This is a genomic window from Bacteroidota bacterium, assembly GCA_013360915.1.
Classification (GTDB): domain Bacteria; phylum Bacteroidota; class JABWAT01; order JABWAT01; family JABWAT01; genus JABWAT01.
Genome location: JABWAT010000041.1, coordinates 1 through 3,234, shown reverse-complemented (window position 1 = coordinate 3,234; position 3,234 = coordinate 1). Strand labels below are relative to the sequence as shown.

Annotated in this window: 2 protein-coding genes; both read left to right on the top strand. The window is 43.9% G+C overall.

Annotated features, from left to right (window positions below; translation table 11 throughout):
• The first annotated feature begins 22 nt into the window (after positions 1-22).
• Positions 23-646, top strand: a complete 624-nt coding sequence (locus tag HUU10_15670) for a hypothetical protein (GenBank protein NUQ83041.1) — start codon at positions 23-25, stop codon at positions 644-646.
• Positions 647-1,015: 369 nt separating this feature from the next.
• The coding region (locus HUU10_15665; GenBank protein NUQ83040.1) for a hypothetical protein at positions 1,016-3,234 on the top strand (2,219 nt) is incomplete at its 3' end.

Below are 3,234 nucleotides of genomic sequence, written 5' to 3'. Positions count from 1 at the left end.
TGTTGAATCAGCACGCGGATTCTTGAAAAGAGCATGGGCATCCTCCAAATCCAACATCTACTGGGTGGGAACCAATGGCTCCATCACGCATTATGACGGGAAAAATTTCAGGTTGGTGGAAAGTAACACCAACTATCCATTAAAAAGTATTACAGGAAGTTTGAATGGTATGCTATACATAAGTGGCACGGATAGTTTCACAGGAGAAACGGTTCTTCTTGCCGGTAATGCTCAAACATCCTTCACCATCTTAAATGACCTGTCATTTAATACCAACCAACCCGTTTACTCCGTTTTGTTGACTACACCAGATCATTTACTTATTGGTTCATACGACAGAACCCTTAATTTCGAATTGGCCACGTCCAAACCTCTTGCTCCATCTTTGATTGGCGCCTATTTATTCCCCGGTGTGAATAAAGTCACTTTTTTGACTGGTAGCATCGATGGCACCTATTTTTTCTATTCATCTGGCAGACAACTTTTACATTTTAACGGAAATACCTTTAGTTCGATGACATTTGAAACAAATGTTTTTATTGAGACGATTCACCAGAGAAAAGAAAGAATCATTTTAGTTGGTTACCGATACAATGGACCCATTGATTATTTCTCATACTGTGCAATTGGAACACGTTCTAAATAGGAGGCTCGAATGTATTTACTGGTACTAGGACTTTTCCTTTCCTTTTTATCTGAACCTGACAGTACAAATTTCTGTGGATTCGATTTAATAGAATATCGAGTTTCGTCCTCTCCCTCAACGGAGTGGTATTGGGAAGATGCCAGAATGCTTCCAGATCCGGGGGAAATCAGAACAATTCGAATTAAATTCTGGATAATAAAATTAAATAAAACTGATTTTGTTAGGTCTGAGTATGGCGGTCCATCGACTTTCCAATTTATTAACGAAAAATTTATATCCTCAAAAATTCAATTTCAGCTGCAAGGGATTGATACCAGTATTGTTTGCATTGATTGTTACTGGGGCTATAAGAATCCAGATGTCCACCACGTGGCAATAACTGAAGGCGCAATTAATGTTTATGTAACTGGTGGAAACGGTCATTGGGCAGGTATATCCAGCATTCCAGATAGTAATTACGCTGTTGTCAGACTCGCCAGCAGGACATATCTGAAGACTTGGGTATTCCCACATGAATTGGGTCACTGCTTTGGTCTTTTGCATACATTTGATTCAAGGTTTGGTAAAGAACGAATAACAAGGGATGGAGCCAATGATTGTGAACCCAATCACTGGTATTCTGGTGATTTGATCAGCGATACAAATGCAGATGTGGGTGTTAGTAAGGTAATTGATTGTGAATCAGTTTGGAAAAACGTTATTGATCCGTGTGAAAACACAAATTATGATCCTCCAAAATCAAACAATATGTCTTACTTTGACTGCAATCCAAAGACATTCTCTATTCAACAAATAAGAGCAATGCATCACGTCATTGAGGTAAAATTTGGTCCAATGGTTACAAACCCAGTACTTCCTGTCAGGTTTAATATTTTTAACAGTTTGAATGATCCAACATTTGTTCATCAAAATTCACCAAATGGTTGGATATCCCTAAATTCTAATGTCAATTGGGTTTTACTTGAAAGTGATATCCCATTGTTTCCAGGTACAAGCTATAATGCAATAGCAAAATATTTAGAACGCAATTCATTTGGTCACCATCATTGGAACAACGAAATCAAAAGCTATAAGAGAAACTATTTGTTTCGGCCTGAGAATATTTCGGAGATTAATGGTTTCTACAAGGATAAACACCCGGCAACCTCACAATGCGTTATTGATAAAACCATTTCTCCACTACTGGTTTTTGAAATCTCCGACCCCTGGTTCGCCGATGCAAACGGAAATCAGGATCTGGGATTTCTGCCCGTTACCGGTACCAGAGCCGTGTTTAAAAATGAACGACCGAATCCAACTATTCCTGGTAAACCAACTTATGCAATAAAATCTGAATCGGTCAAGTCGGTAAATGCTAATCTGCAACTGGCCTTTCTGCGCTGGGAGACAACTGGAACCGATCCTATCAACACCACTTTTCCCGATTCACAAACCATCATCTTTACTGGTAATACCCCTACTGTGACTGCTCACTACAAAGCCATACTGGGAAGCAACACGGCTGGTTGGGTGAATAACAATCAATACGTCAGTTACAACGGCACGTCCTCGGTTCTGTACAAAACGAACAACCAGCTCTGGCTGCACACCGAAGACGGCACCAATCAGGCAGAAGCGCTTATCGAAGATCCTGCCGCATCGGTAGCCGCGTTCTCGGTCACCACCAATGGTGCCGATCGGTTTGTCGTTGTGCAATACACCGATAACACAGTCAACATCTATCAGAACAGTCAGTTCAACCAGCTGGCTTCTTTTCAGATACCATTCAGTATCAATGGAACCGTGTCGGTTGTCCGCATTTCTGATCCGTATCTTCCCTACCCCTATCTGTTCTTCGCTGCACAGTCCGGGTCCGGTTTGCGGTACTTCACCGCCGACATCATTAATGGGACTGTGTCCATTCCAGCCACACCAACCTGGAGCACGTTTAATCTGACTGGCTACGCCACCGCAGCAACTCCCATCACCGTCACCGGAAACGGTCAGATGGCCACTTTCACCTGGATCTACAATGGAAAAGTCTATGGCATTCACCGGAAGAAGGCCGCTTTTTCTGCCATCACCCTGCTCTATAACAACACATCAGGCCATTACCTGTCCCATGCAGCCTCCCTGACGGCCAGTGACAACTTGCGCCTTGTGCTGGTGAGACAATCCCTCAGCGGCACGCAACGGTCATTGGGAACCGGTCAGTGGTTAGCCAGCGGCAGTTTATCTCCCTTCACTGTTCTGGAAACCGGTTCCGGGTCGGTACAGTACCAGCCGGTCAGTCTCAGCAACGATGGGGCGTATCAACTGGCATCCATCGGTAAAACCACCAATGGGACCACCTGGTCGTATCATCTCTGGCAGCACAACGGAACGCAGTGGACTCCCTATGCCATCAGTCTGGGAGCCACAGCCAGAAAGACCCTGCACAATGAAACTGAGGTATTTCCAACAGAGTTCGAATGGTCATCCGCCCTTCATCTGCTGAAATCACAACCCATCGAGTGGGGACAGGGAATCGGCATCGAGAAAATTTCCAACGCCTCCGACGGTCATTCTTTCAGCATTGTGGCCCGTCCGCTGGATGATACGCTGGAATA